Genomic DNA, 19,004 nt, shown 5'->3' on the forward strand with positions numbered 1-19,004 from the left:
ATATGGTGGTGGGTGCCTGAGAATAAACAGCCGCGTTATGCGGCTGTTTGGTATGATAATGTTATTAGTCTTTGAATGACTTATGGCAGTCTTTACAGCCCTTTGCCCAATCACGGAATGCTGGCGCAATTTGTTTTTTATCACCACTTTGAGCGGCAACCGCAAGCGCTTGAGCGTATTCGGCAAATTGCGAAGCTTTGCTGTCGAACGTGGCTTTATCTTGCCAAATAGCAGGTAAGGCGTCGGTATCGCCCTTATCTGAACCTGTGATAAATGCTTCCCATGGCATTTGCGAAAGTTGTGCTGCGTTTTCTGCGCGCTGCTTAAACACTTCGGCATCAAACGGTACTTTACCCTTTAGCATGTCGCCCATATTACCAATCTGAAAACGGATCAATTGGAAAGAAGCTTTGCGATACTCAATGGCGTCCTCGGCAGATTCAAACATCGGATTCGCTTGTACGCTTGCTGCTAGGCAGCTTAATAGTGTGACGGTGATGAATTTTTTCATGAAATACCCTTAATGTTTCCTTATTTTTCAAAATATAAACTGGCTTATACCACCCTAGTATTAACTTTCTATGTCTTTAAAAATCATGCCACGGCGCATGCTTCGAGTGGCAAGAAATATTTCCCCTAAGAGCGAAACAAAAGCCCCGATTAACAGGACCATAGCCGCAATAAAACACGATGATAGCGTGATCCCAAGAGGCATGCTATAGAGGTGAGACATAAACAACAGCATGACCACGGCACATACTAATAAAGCACTTAATACACTCATACTGAAAGCCACGTGAATAAAACGCGAGCGCTTAAGCAACGCCCGCATTTCACGACTAAAATGCATGGTTAAGTCTTCATCTTGTATGGAGTTGAGCTTGCGGTCTAGTAGCCGTGCTCTGTCGGTGATCCGGGCTAGGCGGTTGGATAGCACCCCCAATGTGGCGGCAATACCGGTGATTAAAAATACCGGGGCGACGGCAGTTTGAATAACTTTTGCCATAGTGAGAATGCTCACGACATCGTTTTGCATTATGCCTCCTTAATTGCTCAAGTTGAGCTGCGCTAGTGTATTAGGCTGCTCACCTATTAAAGTTTGCATCACTGTATTTTGCTCATCCAATAAAATCACTCTGGGGATCCCTTGATTGGCATAGCGACTATAAATAGCACGCTGTTCATCGGCGACAAAGTAGATGGGCAGTGCCATGGTTTGTTTGAATGCTGCTAAGGTGGCGGCATCTTGTTCACGGCCAATGGCAATAATGGCAAGACTAGGATCTTGTAACAGTGCGGAGTGTTTTAACTCGTTGAGTAAGCGCTGTGAATCGCTGCACCAAGTGGCGAAGAAGATCACCAGCTTTTTCTGGTGCTGATTTAGTGGCATAACCTGACCCTCAATGGTCTCTAGCTTGAGGTGCTTGAAGGTGTCTCCAGGCTCTATGTAGGTCTCATAACCAGGCTTTGATGGCGCAGTGGTAGCTGTGGAGTTACAGGCACTGAGCACAGAGACCATCAGTATTATCAAGCTGGAGTTAAGTAGTGATTTCATGGCGTATTGTTTTCCTTATGATGGCGCCGACAGGTCGCTAGCACTTTGCAGTTACGCAGCTATTTCAGTATATTGCCTGACAAATCGACTTTGTTAAAGCGATAAAATAATTGCACCCTAGAGCGCGACTGCTATGACTCTCTACTTAACTTTGTTTGCCGTGGCGTTAGTGGCTGCGACTTTGTTTCCAGCTTCCTCAGAGCTTATGTTGACCACTTTGGTGGTGCAGCAGCAAGGCCTGCTATGGGGCTTATGGTTAGCCGCTACCTTAGGCAATCTGTTGGGCAGTTGCATTAATTATTACCTCGGCTTTTTTATTGCCCGCTTTCGAGATAAACGCTGGTTTCCAGTGTCTGAGGCAAAGTATGATAAGGCGTGTGACTACTTTGCTCGGTATGGCAAGTTTTCTCTGCTGTTCGCGTGGTTGCCCGTTATTGGCGACCCACTAACGCTGGTTGCCGGCTCTTTGCGTACTTCCTTTGTGTGGTTTTTTACTTTGGTTGCGATTGGCAAGGGGGCACGTTATGCCGTGGTTATCTATTTGGCATTACAGATGAGCGAGCACCTGTAATGCCAAATCTGATCACTCGCGGTGCCAATCTAAGGTGAGTGAGACGGAATCGGCAAACCGCAACGCATGCGGCTTGTCTACTGTTACCTTGGCATAGGTGACGTCACGATGACGATGGCACTCAGTTAAAATATCAGCGACCAGTTTCTCAAGCAGCAAGAAATGACCGTTCTCGACCAGTGCAATCACGGCTTTAGTGACGGTTTTGTAGTTGAGAGCATGCTCAACGTCGTCATGGTTTAAGCATGCGGTATCTGCGGGGTAATGAATTTCAATGTTGATAACGACATCTTGTTTCTTTTCGCGCTCTTCGGGGTTAAAACCGATGAAGGTACGTAACCGCAGATTAGTCACTTTAATGATGGCGTTAGACATGGCTTACCCCTTTACTAGTTGCAAAAACTCATTACGGGTTTTCGGATCGCTACGGAAATTTCCAAGCATCACAGAGGTGCGCATCCTAGAGTTTTGCTTTTCAACTCCGCGCATCATCATACACATGTGTTTGGCTTCAACGATAACACCTACGCCTTTCGCTCCAGTTACTTCTTCCACTGCCTGAGCGATTTGATGGGTCAGTTGTTCTTGAATTTGAAAACGGCGAGCAAACATGTCGACGATGCGGGCAAATTTGGATAACCCCAGCACTTTACCATCGGGGATGTAGGCAATATGACAACGACCAACAAAAGGCAGTAAGTGGTGCTCACACATAGAGTAAAGCTCAATGTCTTGGATTAATACCATATCGTCAGCATCAGAGCTGAATACCGCATTATTGGTGATCTCAGTTAACGTTTGGCGGTAGCCTTGGGTCAAATATTCCATGGCTTTTGCCGCGCGTTTTGGCGTATCTAATAATCCTTCTCTGTCGGCATCTTCACCAACGGCTTCAATGATTGATTTATAACTGTGTTTTAATTTGTCATGCATGATGTTTCTACCTTAAATGGCGACCGCCGTCGATTTGTAACGTCCGTCCGGTCATATAGCAGCTGTTGAGGATCATAGCGACACTATTGATCACCTCATCGGTGCCCGGCTCAACCCCCATGATTGACTTTTTCAACGTTTTTTCACGATACGCGTCACTGTCATCTGGATTAAAAATTATGAGCGAAGGGGCAATACTGTTTACTTTAATTTTGGGTGCAAATTTAGCAGCAAAAGAACGAGTTAGGTTGTCTAATGCGGCTTTACTTGCGGCATAAGCAATGTGCTTTGGACTTCCTTTCTCTACAATGTAGTCAGTGATATGGATCACATCTGTGGTGCTTGGCGTAGCCATGAGCAACTCACTTAAGCCTTGATTTAATAAATAGGGCACTTTTGCGTGTATACGCATCATATTGTCGAATAACGCATCATGATCGGGGTTTTTTGCTTCACAATCCCAGCTTGACGCGTTGTGAATAATGGCCCTAAGGCAGTCGGTATGCTGCCTTATTTGAGCGATACACTGAGTCACCGCTTGTGGTTCATCGAAGTCAACTTGAAGGCAGATAACGCCTTGCTGTTCGAGTCTTCTAACGACCTCATGTCGGGTGCGGTAAGTAATGATAACAGGTTGGTTTTGCTCGATAAAATGATTAACCAGCGCCAGACCTATGCGCTGTGCTCCGCCGGTAATCAGAATCGGGGCTGGTGTTAATGCTGTGGTTGAGCTCATGCAGTAAATCCCTGTAGTCGAGTGCTGGCCTAGCGGTTTTTGTCTATACCGTCTTAGGCGGTGATACAACTGGAGTTAGACAGAGGTAAACGCAGGGGTGAGTGGAACTGATCACCCCAAGCGTAATTATTCGTCGTCATACACGGTTGGAATAGCTTGACGCTTATGTTGTGTGCGCTGGTAAATGGCAATTAGTTTGTCGCTGACGGCGTCGCTTACCGGCTTACCTTCAAGAAAGTCATCAATATTATCGTAGCTAAGACCAAGCGCCTCTTCGTCAGCAAGTCCTGGGCGGTCACACTCTAAGTCTGCTGTTGGTGTCTTTTTCACCAATAGTTCTGGCGCTCCTAGGTGCGCAGCCAGCGCCCTAACTTGACGCTTTGATAAGCCAAACAGAGGAGCAAGATCGCAGGCGCCATCGCCAAACTTAGTGTAAAAGCCGGTAATATTTTCTGCGCTGTGGTCGGTGCCCACCACTAGCCCTTGGGTCAACCCTGCGATTTCGTATTGCGCTACCATACGCTGACGTGCTTTAACGTTTCCTTTGACAAAATCGATACTTGATTGCGCCGGTAAGCTGGTGCCCGAGCCCGTCATGGCGCTGAGCGCTTGCTCATGCATGGCGTCTGCCGCCGGCTTGATGTTGACACTCAGGCGCCTACTCGGTTGAATAAAGTCCAGTGCCAGTTGTGCTTCATCTTCATCGGCTTGCGTACCGTAAGGAAGGCGCATCGCAATAAACTGGTAGGTGTTTGCGCCTTGCTCTAAGTTAAGTTCATCCACCGCCAGCTGGCACAAGCGACCACAGGTTGAAGAGTCAACACCGCCACTGATCCCCAGCACCAACGAAAAGCAACCTGCCCCTTGTAAGCGGGATTTGATAAAAGCCACACGCCTTTTCACTTCAAATTCTGGGTCGATTACAGGCTGAACTTTCATTTCTGCCATGATTGCTTCACGCATGCGGGTTCCTCAATTTTGTCAAAATACACTAAACCTCTATTATGTTGCTACGGGGTTGGTTTTTAAAGCCCTAAATGCTGTTTGATGGTGGCCAATTCTTGTTTTAGTAGTTCAATTTCACGATTGAGCCCCGCAAGTTCGCTTTCGGCACTGGGTTGAGCAATTTCATCAGGCTGTGGGCTGGTCGCTATATTGCCTGAGAATAAGTGTTGGTAGCGGCTTTCTCGCTTACCGGGCTCACGCTCCAGTTTAGTGACGTACTCCAGTTGCTGTAACTCGGTTAATGCCTGTTCAACATCAGCAACGGAGTTAAATTCTGCCAAGCGGCCACTGCGCGTTCTCAGTTCACCGGGTGTTTGCGGACCACGCAACAGTAATAAGCAAATTAATGCGCGCTGTTGTTCGTTCACTTTTAAGTGGCCAAAGTCACTGTTACAAAAGCGTTGACTGTATTTATCCACCCGTCCAGATAAAGCTTCATCACAGGTGACCAGGCGCTTTTGTTGCAGCGCATTAAGGGTATCGAGCACCTCGTGCTGACTCAACTCCATCACGGGTTCTCGGTTGGACTTTTGATTACAGGCATTGGCCAGGCCGTTGAGCGACATTGGGTATTGCTCAGGTGTGGTGACTTGCTTTTCGATCAAGCTCCCTAGCACGCGTTGTTCTAAGCTACTTAATTGCATAATTCTCCTTATTGTTATTGCGTTAGGATATGCATCAGCTGCAGACTTGCAGAGATCACTTAGCGCTATGTAATTAATATAACTGGGTACGTTGTTCAGGCAAAGCTTTCATCGCTCATTTTCTTGGTTTTCTGGTAATGCTTCGGGGTTGATAGCGAGGTTTAGTTTGTGCCACAGATCATCAAAATTAATCGGTTTACTGAGGTAATCGTCCATCCCAGCGTCGAGGCATTTTTCTTTATCACCTTGCATGGCATTGGCGGTCAAGGCCAAAATAAAGCTGGATTGGTGTACTTTTCCGGCAACACCACTGCGGATCTGCTGGGCTGCTTGGTAGCCATCCATTACCGGCATTTGGCAGTCCATCAAAATAACATCGTATTTAACTCTCTGTTTTTGTAAGTGTGTGAGTGCTAACTCACCATTTTCAGCTAAGGTCACCTCTGCCCCCATTTTTTGCAAAAATGATTGCGCCACCATTTGATTAACTTTGTTATCTTCAACTAACAAGGCAGTAAAGGGCGAGTGCTTTACATCGCGCAGCAGCTGCTTTGGTTGTGCTTTTTTGGCAGGCTCTGCTTTGTTCACATCGAACAAAGCTAATGCTGCATCTGGTGTGATGGGGTAGTAAATTTTCCGCCATGAGGAAAGTGAGCTAAGGGGCAGAGGTTCAACCTCGGCTTGGGCGATAGCACAAGTTAACTGCTGTTGCGATAGTTGCGATAGCAGTTTGTCTCGTGTGGCTTCATCTAATGTTGCGAGTATGTCGGCTGCAACTATCACCACACTGTGTCTGGGCGCAGTTTGTAACTGCTTGAGTAGTTCCTCTATATTTTCAAGCTGAAGCGTGGCTATGTGCCAAGGGGCCAGTAGCTTACGGTAATCGAGTGGTTCCGAAGTTAAGATAAACAAGCTCGACTCGCTGGCCTTATCAAACGGGGTGATTGCTTTTGCTTCACTCAGGCGAACGTGAAAGGTAAATGTGCTGCCTGCTCCCTCCTTGCTAAAGGCATGCAAGTCGCCACCCAGTAACGCAGTGAGTTGCTTGGCGATAGTAAGGCCTAATCCGGTGCCTCCATATTCACGGGTGGTAGATAAATCGGCTTGGGTGAAGGAATCAAAAATTCGCTTGAGCTTATCCTTTTTGATGCCAATGCCAGTGTCTTCGATGCTACACCACAACTGCGTTTCGCCACCAGAGTTCTCGCTATGGCAGCTCAGCGTGACCAAACCATCTTGGGTAAACTTTATGGCGTTACTAAGGAGGTTATTGAGTATCTGCTTGAGGCGGTGCGGATCGGATTTGGCGTGCGATACAGTGACGCCCGAGAGATCAATATGGAGGCGGTTATGTTTTTGTCTGGCACTATTGTGAAAGCTTGCCATGACACTACTGAGCAGCTCAATGACATCGAACTCCATTAATTCCACATGGAGTTTTCCCGCTTCGATTTTTGAAAAGTCTAAAATATCGTTAATGATGGTCAATAAAGACTGGGCTGAGCTTTGTGCCATGGCCAACTGGTGGCGCTGGTCCTCGTTAACGGTTGAGTGCATGGCCAGCTCAATCATACCCATTACGCCGTTTAATGGGGTGCGGATTTCGTGACTCATACTGGCAAGAAATTCGGCTTTCATCTTGGTCGATTGCTCGGCGAGATCTTTGGCTATAATAGCGCGATTTTTAGCATTTTGTTGTGCACGGCTAGAAAACAGGCTGCCTAACATGGCAGCGATGGACTTTATCAAGCGAATGTCGCTTTGGCCCCACTCTGGAGATGGCAGATCGTACTCTGCACAGAGTAACCCTAATACCTGCCCTTTGTGACTTATAGGACAGCAGATCATCGCTTTAATATCAAAAGGCTCAAGGTAAGTGGTACTGAGCGCCATGGTGATGGGGTGGCTATCGGCTTGCTCGGCAGTAACAAGCCTGGCATTTTCTATTTCGCTAAACAAGGCTGGTGCAACCGCTCGGCGCCAAGGTGGGAAATGCTCTAAGTTTTTGCTGCCAGAGTTAGAAAAATACACCGGACAAAACTGACTGGCGTCGTCGTTCAGCTGCCAAATGCTGATCTTATTGGCAGCAAGGCCATGCTCGCAAGTGCTGGCACACAATGGCAAAGCTTCTTCCAACTGATTGTTCAGTAACGCTTCACTGGCACTGAGCTGGGCCAATAGCTCGTTATTTTGGGCGTATTTATCATGTTCGAGCTCCATGATTTTACGCTTGTGGATGTTCTGCACAGAACCAAAAATATGGCTGGTACGTTGTCCTCGCCGTTTAGCCAGGCCTTTGATTAACACCCAGACTTCGTGATTATCATAAGTGGACGCAAGCAACTCTTCTTCAAATGCTTGGCCTGTTTTTATCAAGTTGCGCATCACTTCTTGTAGCTTTTGGCGATGTTCCCCGGGCTTAAAAAAATCGGCTGTGCTCATCCAGCTAGGTTGAAAATCAGCAGGAACGTGAAAAATGCTGCGGGTAACATCAGACCAAGTAATTTCACGGCTTTCCACATCAACCTCCCAAGCTCCAACTTCAGCGAGCACTCCCATGTTGGTTAGGGCGGTGGCGTTGCGTTGTAACTGTGACAGCAACCGTGTGATAAAGATAAAGGCACAAATAAAAATAGCGATGAGCGCTAACATGGCTAAACGGAAGGGCCATATTGCCGTACTCGGAGGTTGCCAACCATCCCTTGGCACGGCATAGAGAACCCAAGTGCCTGATGGTACCTTGATTTGAAATGACAAAGGCGAAAAAGAGTGGATATTCTGGTTACCATAAAAGTATTCACCATCCAGCCCTTTACCATCAACGCCGCGCATGGCAATGAGGTAGTCACTTTCCAAGTTTCTCAGCTCAGTCTTTCGATACAAGCTATCAATATCAAGTACCACGGAAAGCAAGCCCCAAAAACCCTGTTTAGCATCAAACACTGGAACGCGTGCAATTAGACCGGTTCCTCCTTGAAGTAGCTCCAAGGGGCCGGCCATAACGATACGGCGCTCTTGTCGCGCTCTTATGGCACCATACTTTTGCACCGGGTGAGTTTGGTAATCGAGCCCCAATGCGGCTTCATTTCCCGCTAAAGGGTAGATGTAACTTAACTTCATGTCTGGAGCCGCGCCAATATTGCGCAGGATTTCACTGCTGTTAAACAGTGGCTTTGCAAGCTGTTCAAAGCGTTGTTGTGATAGCGTGGCTTCTCCTGATAACGCCACGCCTAGGCCCCTAACCAGTTGAATGTTTTCAGCCAATAAGCCTTCCATTCGAGTGCGGTAAACGTTGACCTCTTCGGTTGAGTGACTCTTTTCAGTGGCAATAAGGCGGCGATAATTTACTTGGTCTACATACCAAGCCACAGCAATGACTATCACCAGTAATAGCCAAAAGCTGTACTTTATATAGCGAAATTTTTGTGGAGATTTTGAGAGCTCAATCGTCATGATATCGAGTTAAGGTCGTAGATGACTTAACTATAGTTCAGACCTTGGCAAGGCAACAAAAAACTTTACATAGAATTGTCTGTAGTGATGAAAAAGCGAAGCAGATGAGAGCACCATATGGTCAGGGTTAACGCCCCTGTTTAGTCTGTTGGTAATGGTTTATTTGTCATAGTCATGCTATATCTTGAGCACATAATAATAACAAACTGCTCACGCTGATATAAAAGGGAACGCAATGCTTATCTGGTTAAAACGACTTACCATTACTCTACTCATACTATTGTTGGTGACCACTGCCAGCGTGTACGGGGTGTTGTCGCTGAGTTTACCCACACTTGATGGCAAGGGCAGCAGCGCCTATGTGTCAGATTCAGTAGAAATAGCGCGTGATGGTTTGGGACAAGCCGTGATCTCTGCGCACAGTCGAGCTGATGCGGCCTATGGTTTAGGCTACGCCCATGGTCAAGACCGCTTTTTTCAAATGGATTTATTGCGTCGTAATGCCGCCGGTGAACTCAGTGAGTTATTTGGTGCTGCAGCCATAGAGCTGGATAAAAGCATGCGCTTTCATCAGTTTCGTCAGCGTGCCAAGCAAATTGTGCAAACGTTACCTGCAGCCCAACAGCAAGTATTGCAGCGTTATGCTCAAGGAGTGAATGAGGGGCGACAGCAAGCGGGTTATACGAGTTTTGAATATTTACTGTTGGCAGCAGAGCCCACACCATGGCAACCAGAAGACAGCTTATTAAGTATTTTTAGTATGTATTTAGACCTCCAAGCTGGCACGATTGAGCGGGATGAAACCTTGTTGCTGCTAGAGCAACAGTTTGGTCAGCCGATGTTGGATTTTCTGTTGCAACCAAGTCAATATCAGGCTGCGTTAGACGGTAGCCGCCTAGCTCGTGAGCCGGTTGCGATACCTAAATTAGATCCGGACTTAGCCTTTCAGCCTCAAGCCATTGCCGATAAACCTCATTATGGCAGTAATAATTGGGCAGTGACTGGCGCTTACACTAACACGGGGGCGGCGATGTTATCGGATGATATGCACTTAGGTCTGGATGTGCCCTCGATTTGGTATCGAGCGCAACTTAATTACCAGCAAGATGGTCAGGCGGTGCAAGTGACCGGCGTTTCTTTACCCGGGGCTCCGGCTATTGTGGTGGGCAGCAACCAGCGCATCGCTTGGGGATTCACCAACGCATACCTAGATACCGCTGATTGGATTGCACTGTCGCCAGACGATGACATTCATACCACCACCGAAGTGATTAAACTAGCCGATGGCAGTGAGCACCGCTATGAATTGAAACTCAGTGATTATGGCCCGGTTAAAGAAATCGCAGGAAAGCAATACGCGCTCAGTTGGGTGGCACATCAAGACTATGCCGTTAACTTAGATCTATTAAAGCTAGAGACCGCCAGCACCACTACGGAGGCATTGAGCATTGCCCGCTATGCAGGCATTCCAGTACAGAACTTGCTGGTGGTTGATGACCAAGGCAGTGCGGCTTGGACGCCAATGGGCGCGCTCCCAGCTCGGCAACGCCATAGTGATACCGCAATACCTGCCGCGCAATATCAAGCCAGTTGGCGGCAAAATGAAACCATGCGGCCACAGTACGTTAATCCAGCAACTGGAAAGCTTTGGACCGCCAACTCGCGGGTGGTTTCTGCCAACGCTCATGAGCGTTTTGGCGATGGCGGCTATGCGCTTGGGGCAAGGGCGGTGCAGATCCGCGATGTCCTCACTGCCAAGCACTCGTTTTCAGAGCAAGACTTTTATGACTTACAGCTCGATAACCGAGCCTTATTTTTAACCCCCTGGCAGCAGCAGCTGAAAACCTTGCTAGCAAGCCAAGACACGGCACGCTTTCAAGAGGATTTAAACGCGCTTAACAATTGGCAGGGCTGCGCCTGCCCTGACTCGGTAGGCTATACACTGGTTAAATATTATCGTAATAGCTTGATTGAACATATTTTTGCTCCTTTAGAGCAGGCGCTGGTGGAGCAGCAGCTGTCCTTAGCGAGGATTAAGCGTTACCTTGAGCCGGCGTTATGGCAAATTTTAGAGCAACAGCCCACTTCTTGGCTCGGAGATAATGACGATTGGTCGCAATTGCAATTGCGAGCCTATCAAGATGCCAAAGCCAAGTTGCGCCATCGCTTTGGCAGCAATATGGCGGCCTGGCGCTGGGGAGATGTCAATGCGTTGCAAGTGCAGCACCCATTCTCTAAGCAAATGCCAATTCTCAGTGGCTTTTTAGATATGCCAGTGGCACAAGGCTTTGGCGATACCTTTATGCCAGCGGTGCAGGGGCGCTCTTTTGGCGCTTCACAGCGCTTGATTGCTCAGCCTGGGCACCTGGAGCATGCCATATTAACCATTGCTGGAGGCCAAAGCGGCCATCCATTGTCGCCTTTTTACCGCGCTGGATTTGAGCAGTATGTGGCGGCGAAAGCAACTCCCTTATTACCGGGCACTATCACCCACCGCATAGAGATACAGCCAGATTAACCGTTCGTTTCAGAAACGCGTAATGTCGGTGCCGTCGTTACGCGATTTCTTCCTGAGTGCTTACTATCATAAAGCGCGGCATCGGCGTGTTGGATCACCACCTCAAACGATTGCTGCGCGCCCCAACTAGCGATGCCAAAGCTCATGGTGACCTGCAAAATATCGTTTTCAAAGCTCGCCGCGGCGATGGCTTGGCGCAGTGCCTCCACTCTTCTAATTGCCTCCCCAGTAGAGCAAGGAGCCAGTACCAATAAAAACTCTTCACCACCCCAACGCACGGCGATGTCTGCAGGGTTAACATGGGCTTGAATAATCTCGGCAACGGCTTGTAAGATGCGGTCGCCTTTGTCATGACCATAGGTGTCATTGATGGTTTTAAAATGGTCAATGTCTGCCATTACTAAACACAGTGGCGAGTGGGTTGAAATACAATTTTCTTTGGCATGAACAATGAGCTCTTTGGCATAACGGCGATTAAACATTTTCGTCAGCGGGTCGCGGGCAGCGAGTTCGGCCAGTTTGTCCCGTTGTTTGACGGTCATAGTGCGAATATGGGCGATGGTATAGATCATCGGGACGCCGCAAATCATGACGTTGATAAAGTGAATGTAAGGCAGCAACTGCGGATATTTATATTGATAAACTACATCATTAAATAGCAGGTGTAACAGGGCAAACAACGAAATGAGTGCCAGTGAGTAAAGCACCGCGTTGCGTAAGCGTAATTGATAGTCCAGCAGCATTAAGCAAGACACTGTCCAAAGATAATATTGAAAACCTAGCTGCATGCCGAGCAGTGCACAGACTAAGGTGGCATGGAGTGCAACTTCGAAACAAAAGATCCGCAGGGCAAGTGAGTAGTAAGCTCTATCAATAAGTTTAATGCCGCTGTACCACAGCGCCACACTAAACACATTGACGAGCGCGAGAGTAGGCACCTCTACGTGCCAAAACACCCCTATTAAAGCTACATGTAGCCACAAGCAGTAAAAGGCAACACGGCGCAGTAGGGCAAATTTAAATGTTTCTACCTCATCGGGCTTGCTGTAAGGGTGGTATTTGGTCAAGCTGTCACTCATACTCATGGCTTTATAATGCAAGTATAGAAGCTTTACTCGAGTTTGCTGGCAATGGTGCTCAGGCCACAGTAAGCCAAGGGTTGTTAACGTCATCTTAAATCGGCCTTATTTGCCAATCAATGGGAGTGGTTATGTCAATAGAAAAAGCACGCATCAGCTTATGTAACTTAGAAAAGTCAGACTATGATCAGGTTAAGCGCCTGATGGATGAGGCGTATCCAGACCTTGGCGGCGCTTGGCCTAGTCACACCATATTTCGACTAATTGACCAGTTTCCAGAAGGTCAGATCGGGGTGAAAGATGGTGAGCAGCTGGTGGGGATTGCGCTGAGTGTTCAGGTCGATTATCAAACCTTTTCTAACCCCCACACCTATGAAGACATCGTTGATGCCCATAATCGTATTTTTAGTGATAGCAATGCCGATGCACTGTATGGCCTCGACGTGGTGATTGCCAAAAGTCACCGCGGTTTGCGTTTAGGGCGACGTTTATACGATGCCCGCAAAGAGCTGTGTCGTCAGTATAACCTGCGCGCGATTTTAGCTGGGGGGCGGATCCCGCTTTATAAGCAGTACTGCGATGCCATGTCACCCATGGAATATATTAATAAGGTAGACCATAAAGAGTTACACGACCCCATTTTAAGCTTTCAGCTGGCCAATGACTTCCAAGTAAAGCGGCTGCTGAAGCAATACCTGCCAGAGGATCAGAGCTCCGAAGGGTATGCCACGCTGCTGGAATGGAACAATATCTTATTTGAGCCCACAGACACCGTGATTGAAAGTCAAAAGAGTATCGTTCGTGTGGGAGCGGTGCAGTGGCAAATGCGCCAGGTTGAGTCCGTGGCGGATTTAATGCAGCAAGTGGAATACTTTATTGATACGGTGTCAGACTATCAAAGTGACTTTATCTTGTTCCCTGAGTTTTTCAATGCGCCCTTGATGGGGTTAGAAAACGCCAAAAACCAAACTGAAGCAATTCGTACTTTGGCCACCTATACCGAGCAGTTTCGTGAAGCCATGTCGCAAATGGCGATAGAATATAATGCCAATATTATTACTGGCTCTATGCCGTTGTTAGAGGGTGATAAGCTCTATAATGTCAGTTATTTATGCCACCGTTCTGGCAAAGTAGACGAACAGCGCAAAGTGCATATTACCCCTCATGAAGACTACGATTGGGTGATTAAGGGCGGCGACAAAATCGAGGTGTTTGAAACCGATGCTGGACGCGTCGGCATTCAAATTTGCTACGATGTTGAGTTTCCTGAGCTGTCGCGGATCATGGCTGAACAAGGGCTTGATATTTTATTTGTACCGTTTTGGACTGACACCAAAAATAGCTATTTGCGGGTGCGCCATTGCGCTCAAGCACGCGCCATTGAGAATGAGTGTTATGTTGTTATTGCTGGTAGTGTCGGGAACTTGCCCCAAGTGGAAAGCCTCGATGTTCAGTATGCCCAGTCTGCCGTGCTAACACCTTCCGATTTTGCCTTCCCCCACGATGCGGCCCTCAATGAGGCCACGCCGAACACAGAAATGCTGCTGTTTAGTGATCTGGATTTAGATAAACTCAAAATCTTGCATAGTGAAGGGACGGTGCGTAACTTACGTGACCGACGTAAAGATCTTTATGATGTGGAGCTAAAACAGAAGTAGTTATGGCGTGGATTTATTTAATCGTAGCAGGGCTATTTGAGATTGGTTGGCCTGTGGGCTTAAAAATGGCGCAACAGGCCGATACTCGTTGGCAAGGCATTGCCATCGCCATTGGCTTTATGGCAATGAGTGGCTGGATGTTGTGGTTAGCGCAAAAGCAAATTCCCTTGGGTACTTCTTATGCGGTATGGACGGGAATAGGCGCCGCTGGGACATTCTTAGTCGGAGTATTCTTTTACGGCGATCCCAGCTCATTTATGCGCTATTTAGGCGTGTTACTGATCATCAGTGGCGTCGTGGTGCTTAAGTTAGCATAACCAAAGCCGCGGCAATGGCGATGAGGATTAAGCCCAATGAATCTCTCACCTTGACCGCGGTTTTTAGCCAGAAAAGATAATAGTTTCAACAAATAGTCAGCATATAGAGCGACTATTTTTCGCGCCAAAATGGGCTGCGACAAAGTGTCGCATTCCCCAGCAAACACAACTGAGCTATGCTGTCACCGATGCTACAGTATTGGCCATAAGTGGCTGCGGTTGCTTATGGCTTTTCTTTTTGCTCTACTGAGTTATAGCAAGGCTTTCTGGTAAGGAGCATCTTATGAGTGTATTAATTATCTGTGCCGTGTTGGCGGTATTATTACCCTATTTTGCCAAAGTCCCCGTTGCCTTAGAGATGAATAAACTCGGTGGCTACGACAATAAACACCCGCGTCAGCAGCAACAGGAGTTACAAGGTCTTGGTGCGCGCGCCTACGCAGCCCATCAAAACTGCTTTGAAGCCCTTGCAGTGTTTGCCGTGGCATTGGCGGTTGCGTTTGGCACGCAAACATTTACCCCCTTAGTGGAGTGGCTAGCGATTAGCCATATTATTGCCAGAGTGGTTTACTGCGTACTGTACTGGACGAATATTGACGTGTTGCGTTCAATTGTTTGGGTGATTGGGCTCGGCTGTGCTGTTGCCATTATTGTGGTGTCTGGCCTTTAGCCGTGATATCGGCGAAGTAGTCGTGCGGCAGTTCGCGCATTTCTCCTGGCGCTATCGCGAGCGGTTCTAACTTTAACCCGGCTATGCGGATGCGTTTTAAGTCAATGACATGATGACCGCAGTAATGGGCCATGCGGCGTATTTGGCGGTTTAGCCCTTGTTGTAACACGATGGCAAAACTGGTGGCTGTGAGCTGGGTCACTTGGCAAGGTTGGGTGAGTTGGCCCTTTACCGGTACTCCTGCGGCCATTTGCTGGCAAAACGCCTCATTAATCGGCTTATCAACCACAACAACATACTCTTTTTCTTGGTGTTTATCGGGGTGAATAAGTTGCTGACATAATGCGCCATCATTGCTTAGTAGTAGTAAACCATGACTGTCTTTATCTAGGCGTCCAATAGGGTATACCCGGACATCGCTGGGTAAATGATGGTAGATACTGTGGCGGTCATCGGGCTTAACCTTACAATCGACGCCAACCGGTTTGTAATAGGCAAACAGTCTTCGCGGTGGTGGTTCGCTGACCTCTTTGTGGTCAACTAAAATGATGTCGCTAGGGCAAACGTGATCAATGTGGTTGGCATGTTGGCCATTAACCCTGACTCTGCCTGCATCAATAAGCCGAGAAGCCTGCTTGCGGGAGCACACACCACAGTGGCTTAAATATTTTGCCAAACGCATTGGATAAGACATAACAGCTAATGATCAAGACAGCGACGTTGCACGTATTATACTGCAAACAACCCAGTGGAGCTATGACAGCCCTATGCCAATCCCTTTTTCTAAGCTAAAGCAACACCAGCCGTTGCAAAAAGTCGTGGTGCACTCCATTGAGCAAGCTCTGTATCAAGTGAGTGTGGTTATCAATAATGTTGAATATTATGTCACTGAAGCGAACGGTGAATTCTTAAAAGCACATAACCCATTGCAAATCCAAAAGCGCTTAAGTGACATCGCTTACGCTGAAATGGTGATCCGCCATGCCAGTGCCTACGATGAAATGATAGGGCACCCTGAGGATAAAGCAGACAATACCCTCGAGGTGCCATTTGGCCGCAATGAGCTTTTCTAGCTAGCCTGTTGTTTGATAATGGCCGCAATGGCTTGACTAAAATCGCGTTGATGGTGAATTCCCAATGCCGCTAAGCGGGTATCTGCCAAGGCGCAGTTATGTGGTCGAGTGGCATCATCACTGGGGGTGGTGTTGGCCGTGATAGTGGTGGTTGGCAGTCCTTGTACTTGAGCCATAATGCACGCCATCTCATACTTGGTGAGAGCTTGCTTGGCAGAAATATGATAAATGCCGCTACAGTCGTGCTGAGTAAATAAATCTCGTAGCGTCAAGGCGATGTCTTCAACATGGGTTGGGTAGCGTATTGCCCAGTGGTCCTGAACACAATGCTCCCCGAGCAGTTGCTCTGCAATCACGGTTACTGCAGACTCGCCAAGGTACTCCACGTCACCATAGAGCACGGGCACACGAATAATAGTGTGCTGCTCACTATCCGCTAGGATAGCTTGTTCGGCTGCATATTTTGTTTCGCCGTAAAAATTTACTGGCTCTGGCTTGGCCTGCTCGCTATAAGGTGGGTGAGTGCCAGCGAACACGTAGTCGGTGCTAATAAAGCAAAAGCGAATGCCCCGCTCTCGACAAGCTTCAGCTAGAAACTTGGTAGCGGCGACATTGAGCTGCTTGGTGGCCTCTGGGTGTTGCTGGCACTGATCTGGGCGGCGCTCTGCGGCAGCATGAACCAAGATATCTGGCTGATGGTCATCGAGAAAGGCTAACACGGCTTGCTTATCTGCTAAGTCTAATTTGTACAGTGGTGCGGTCGCACGGCTAAAAGCACAGCCGATAACATTAAAAGAGGCACTAAATACCTGCATAAGAGAGCGACCGAGCAGCCCAGAGGCGCCAGTAATCATAATTGAACGCATGATAATGTATTCCTTATAGTGAATTACTTACAGCTTACCAGAAGGAATCTTTTTGCTACAAATACGGTGTTATTTGAGCTGGCTTAGTAGCAAGCGTGGCAAAGGAAATAACGGTAATGAAAAAAACACTAATAATAAGCGCATTCTTAGCTAGCACATCGGTGCATGCTGTTCAGGTTATATGGCACCTTAGCGGTGAGTAATGAGCAATGAGTAATGAGCAATGAGTAATGAGTAATGAGTAATGAGTAATGAGTAATGAGCAATGGGTAGGCACTTTGAATCTTATGAGGGCAAACTCGTTGCCGCAGAGCTGGAAAAACTGTAGGAGTGCTGCGCACTCCTACTTAGAGGTGATTAAGCCGTTTTTTCAGTAAGCGGCTTTTCAGCTTGGCCTTCCCACACTTTTGCCTTAAAGCTAATTAAGACTAAGAAGATACCGATACCGATAGAGAATAACGCGATTTGTAGGTACAGGTTAGGTAGGTCTTCCACACGATTTGGATCAAACTCACCTGCCAACAGACCAGAAAGTAAGTTACCAATCGAGTAGGTCAATACGAATACACCCATCATTTGTCCGGCAAAACGTTTTGGCGACAACTTACTCACCGCACTCAGTGCTACAGGGCTCAAGCAAAGCTCACCCACCGTGTGTAAGAAGTAGGTCGTAATTAACCACATAGGCGCAACTTTCAAGCCTTGTGCAGCATACTGTGAGGCAAAGAACATCACGATAAAACCACTCGCCATAATGATCAAACCAATTGCGCACTTAACGCTATAAGTTGGTGTGATCATGCGCTTGGCTAAGTTAACCCATAGTGCGGCAAAGAAAGGCGACAGAATAATGATGAAAAAAGCATTGGTTGACTGGAACCAAGCAGTAGGAATGGTAAAGCTGCCGATCAGTCTGTCGGTGTAATCACGTGCGAACAAGTTCAATGATGAACCGGCTTGTTCAAACCCTGACCAAAAACAGGTTGAAGCCACACAGACCAAAAACAACGCCCACATGCGCTTTTTCTCACCTTCGTCAAGGTTACCAGCAAAGTAGATATAGCCATAATAAAGGAAGAAGGTAATAGCAAAAGCCACAGCCACATATTTTGCTAACACCACTGGGTTAATCACCAGTACGCCAAGGTAAGCCGAAACCGTGATGGCGCCTGTTACAGCAACGACCGCGGCAATGACTCCCCAAGCCTGGGTATTTTTACGACCCACTAGAGGGTTGCTTGGCTTATCACCAACGTTGGTGATGTGTCTTTCGGTCATGCGGTAATTTACCAGGCCAATTGCCATACCGACAGCCGCAGCACCAAAGGCCCAGTGCCAACCGACGTTTTCCATAAAGTAGCCACATACCATGTAGCCGATAACTGAACCGAGGTTAATACCCATGTAGTAAATGGCATAGCCACTGTCACGGCGATTATCTTCGTCTTGATATAATTGCCCGACCATGGCGCTGATGTTGGGTTTGAGTAGTCCCGTACCGGTGGCGACTAAAATGAGGCCAATGAAGAAAGAGGCCTCAGTGGGGATGGCTAACACTATGTGGCCACACATAATGATAATACCGCCATACCATACGGCGCGTTGACCACCGAGTAATCTATCTGCAATCCAACCACCTGGGAGGCCTAAAAAGTATACTGAACCGGTATATAAGCCATAAATGGCGGCTGCAGAGGCAACTGTAAAGCCAAGCCCTTGCTCTTGTAAGCTGGCGGTCATAAAAAGTACTAACATGGCGCGCATGCCGTAGTAGCTCATGCGCTCCCACATTTCAGTGAGGAACAGAGTTTGCAGGCCTTTTGGATGGCCAAAAAAGCCGGTATCACTCTTGGTGTCCTGAGATGACATAATTCACTTCCGTTCTTATGGTTGTTTGGAGGCCATTATTAGTACGTGATTAGCGCT

General features: G+C 47.6%; 19 protein-coding genes. 6 read left to right on the forward strand and 13 right to left on the reverse strand.

Annotation, left to right across the window (positions count from 1 at the left end; all coding sequences use genetic code 11):
* Positions 1–64: 64 nt before the first annotated feature.
* From R3P39_RS13915 to R3P39_RS13925, 3 genes are read right to left on the reverse strand one after another with little or no spacing between them, the layout of a single operon-like run.
* Complete coding sequence (locus R3P39_RS13915) at positions 65–511, reverse strand: c-type cytochrome (protein ID WP_336568178.1); 447 nt, start codon at positions 509–511, stop codon at positions 65–67.
* 60 nt (positions 512–571) lie between these two features.
* Positions 572–1,036 (reverse strand): DUF2721 domain-containing protein, encoded by a 465-nt coding sequence (locus R3P39_RS13920; RefSeq protein ID WP_336568179.1) that lies wholly within the window; start codon positions 1,034–1,036, stop codon positions 572–574.
* Positions 1,037–1,045: 9 nt separating this feature from the next.
* Positions 1,046–1,555 carry a TlpA family protein disulfide reductase gene (locus tag R3P39_RS13925; protein WP_336568181.1) on the reverse strand — a complete coding sequence of 170 codons (510 nt, stop codon included), beginning with the start codon at positions 1,553–1,555 and terminating at the stop codon, positions 1,046–1,048.
* Between the two features lie 133 nt (positions 1,556–1,688).
* Between R3P39_RS13925 and R3P39_RS13930 the strand changes: the two genes are divergently transcribed.
* Positions 1,689–2,126 carry a YqaA family protein gene (locus R3P39_RS13930; RefSeq protein WP_336568182.1) on the forward strand — a complete coding sequence of 146 codons (438 nt, stop codon included), beginning with the start codon at positions 1,689–1,691 and terminating at the stop codon, positions 2,124–2,126.
* Positions 2,127–2,138: 12 nt separating this feature from the next.
* Here R3P39_RS13930 and folX read toward each other — a convergent pair whose 3' ends face one another.
* From folX to R3P39_RS13960, 6 genes are all read right to left on the reverse strand, one after another.
* Positions 2,139–2,501 carry a dihydroneopterin triphosphate 2'-epimerase gene (folX, locus tag R3P39_RS13935; RefSeq protein ID WP_336568183.1) on the reverse strand — a complete coding sequence of 121 codons (363 nt, stop codon included), beginning with the start codon at positions 2,499–2,501 and terminating at the stop codon, positions 2,139–2,141.
* Between the two features lie 3 nt (positions 2,502–2,504).
* A complete protein-coding gene (gene folE / locus R3P39_RS13940; protein WP_336568185.1) occupies positions 2,505–3,059 on the reverse strand; it encodes a GTP cyclohydrolase I FolE in 555 nt (184 codons plus the stop codon).
* A 7-nt stretch (positions 3,060–3,066) separates the two neighbouring features.
* Positions 3,067–3,795 carry a dihydromonapterin reductase gene (folM, locus tag R3P39_RS13945; RefSeq protein WP_336568186.1) on the reverse strand — a complete coding sequence of 243 codons (729 nt, stop codon included), beginning with the start codon at positions 3,793–3,795 and terminating at the stop codon, positions 3,067–3,069.
* Between the two features lie 126 nt (positions 3,796–3,921).
* A complete protein-coding gene (gene nadE, locus R3P39_RS13950; protein WP_336568187.1) occupies positions 3,922–4,758 on the reverse strand; it encodes an ammonia-dependent NAD(+) synthetase in 837 nt (278 codons plus the stop codon).
* A 62-nt stretch (positions 4,759–4,820) separates the two neighbouring features.
* Entirely contained in the window at positions 4,821–5,444 is a 624-nt protein-coding gene (locus R3P39_RS13955) for a YceH family protein (RefSeq protein WP_336568189.1), read from the reverse strand.
* Positions 5,445–5,552: 108 nt separating this feature from the next.
* The gene (locus tag R3P39_RS13960) at positions 5,553–8,897 is read right to left on the reverse strand and encodes an ATP-binding protein (protein ID WP_336568190.1); all 3,345 of its coding nucleotides are present in this window, start codon (positions 8,895–8,897) and stop codon (positions 5,553–5,555) included.
* A gap of 235 nt (positions 8,898–9,132) precedes the next feature.
* On the opposite strand from R3P39_RS13960, the gene R3P39_RS13965 reads away from it, so the two are divergent.
* Positions 9,133–11,415, forward strand: a complete 2,283-nt coding sequence (locus R3P39_RS13965; protein ID WP_336568192.1) for a penicillin acylase family protein — start codon at positions 9,133–9,135, stop codon at positions 11,413–11,415.
* Here the strand turns inward: R3P39_RS13965 and R3P39_RS13970 are convergent.
* Positions 11,412–12,587 (reverse strand): GGDEF domain-containing protein, encoded by a 1,176-nt coding sequence (locus R3P39_RS13970; protein ID WP_336568193.1) that lies wholly within the window; start codon positions 12,585–12,587, stop codon positions 11,412–11,414. The genes R3P39_RS13965 and R3P39_RS13970 overlap by 4 nt on opposite strands.
* Before the next feature lie 38 nt (positions 12,588–12,625).
* Here R3P39_RS13970 and R3P39_RS13975 point away from each other — a divergent pair, with 38 nt between their 5' ends.
* The 3 genes from R3P39_RS13975 (at position 12,626) to R3P39_RS13985 (ending at position 15,139) form a co-directional block, all read left to right on the forward strand.
* Positions 12,626–14,152: a carbon-nitrogen hydrolase family protein gene (locus tag R3P39_RS13975; protein WP_336568194.1), complete on the forward strand. Its 1,527-nt coding sequence runs from the start codon at positions 12,626–12,628 to the stop codon at positions 14,150–14,152.
* A gap of 2 nt (positions 14,153–14,154) precedes the next feature.
* Complete coding sequence (locus R3P39_RS13980; protein ID WP_336568195.1) at positions 14,155–14,469, forward strand: DMT family transporter; 315 nt, start codon at positions 14,155–14,157, stop codon at positions 14,467–14,469.
* 283 nt (positions 14,470–14,752) lie between these two features.
* Positions 14,753–15,139 (forward strand): MAPEG family protein, encoded by a 387-nt coding sequence (locus tag R3P39_RS13985; RefSeq protein WP_336568196.1) that lies wholly within the window; start codon positions 14,753–14,755, stop codon positions 15,137–15,139.
* Here the strand turns inward: R3P39_RS13985 and R3P39_RS13990 are convergent.
* Complete coding sequence (locus R3P39_RS13990) at positions 15,117–15,833, reverse strand: pseudouridine synthase (protein WP_336568197.1); 717 nt, start codon at positions 15,831–15,833, stop codon at positions 15,117–15,119. The two genes, R3P39_RS13985 and R3P39_RS13990, sit on opposite strands and share 23 nt — an antisense overlap.
* A gap of 73 nt (positions 15,834–15,906) precedes the next feature.
* Here R3P39_RS13990 and R3P39_RS13995 point away from each other — a divergent pair, with 73 nt between their 5' ends.
* The gene (locus R3P39_RS13995; protein WP_336568198.1) at positions 15,907–16,212 is read left to right on the forward strand and encodes a DUF6482 family protein; all 306 of its coding nucleotides are present in this window, start codon (positions 15,907–15,909) and stop codon (positions 16,210–16,212) included.
* Here R3P39_RS13995 and R3P39_RS14000 read toward each other — a convergent pair.
* Both R3P39_RS14000 and R3P39_RS14005 read right to left on the reverse strand, forming a co-directional pair.
* Complete coding sequence (locus R3P39_RS14000) at positions 16,209–17,078, reverse strand: dTDP-4-dehydrorhamnose reductase family protein (RefSeq protein ID WP_336568199.1); 870 nt, start codon at positions 17,076–17,078, stop codon at positions 16,209–16,211. The genes R3P39_RS13995 and R3P39_RS14000 overlap by 4 nt on opposite strands.
* Positions 17,079–17,435: 357 nt before the next feature.
* Positions 17,436–18,947, reverse strand: coding sequence for a peptide MFS transporter (locus R3P39_RS14005; protein ID WP_336568201.1), 1,512 nt, complete (start codon positions 18,945–18,947; stop codon positions 17,436–17,438).
* Positions 18,948–19,004 lie beyond the last annotated feature (57 nt).

Origin of the sequence: Pseudoalteromonas sp. UG3-2 (assembly GCF_037120705.1) — a bacterium.
Lineage (GTDB): Bacteria > Pseudomonadota > Gammaproteobacteria > Enterobacterales > Alteromonadaceae > Pseudoalteromonas.